Source organism: Candidatus Phytoplasma citri, from assembly GCF_002009625.1.
Taxonomy (GTDB): Bacteria; Bacillota_I; Bacilli_A; order Acholeplasmatales; family Acholeplasmataceae; genus Phytoplasma; species Phytoplasma citri.
The window spans coordinates 1-672 of the sequence record NZ_MWKN01000031.1 but is presented as its reverse complement, the minus strand read 5'-3'; the positions used below and the strand labels follow the sequence as shown (position 1 = coordinate 672).

Annotated in this window: 1 pseudogene; it reads right to left on the bottom strand. The window is 36.9% G+C overall.

Annotated features, from left to right (window positions below):
- Positions 1-672, bottom strand: a pseudogene (locus B2G44_RS01075) (group II intron reverse transcriptase/maturase); the annotation flags it as partial.

Here is a 672-nt window from a genome sequence, read left to right as displayed (position 1 = left end):
TCATGATCTTTGGGTGATTCGCGTTGCGAACCGTCCCAATGTGATGAATTAGAAGTTGGGTTGTTTTTTCGCAGTTCTCACAACGTTCCGCTTTCAGACGGTCAGTTAGATGCGTACGACCTCGGAATATAAATCTATTAATGGTAATATCCGGATTCCCCTTATAATTACCCATTTTTTTTTAATTTTATCCCAAGAGTAGACTTCCCATGGTTCGTATTGAGTTTTTCCTTTGTTAATATAGGAGATGCTCCAAGTCGAACCAATATTAAGTTTCTTTCGAACCCTGGCAATCGATGTTTTCCATTTTCTTGCCAGTGTTTTCAAACAGCTATCTTCAGCTAGGTAGTTTAGATAGGTTAAAACACTGAGATTGTTAGCTAAACAAAAGTATTGGATAATTCCTCTAGTAGGTCCGGATTATTTCTAATTCGTCTCTATCCGCTAATGTTTCGTCGTGTTTTATCTTCCCCCTTTTTAACCAATTGTATTCATATCCATATTCTTCAGCTTTTGCTTGGGGAACTTGAATTTGAACACTGCCGTTTAAGGAATTCTTTGTAGATTTCCTTGTACGAGTTTTATTGGCGGGATTTACCTTTATCATGTAGGATAAGAATCTTGTGCCTTTGTTGGCTTTCACAATTTTTGATTTGTTCTTACTAATGGTAA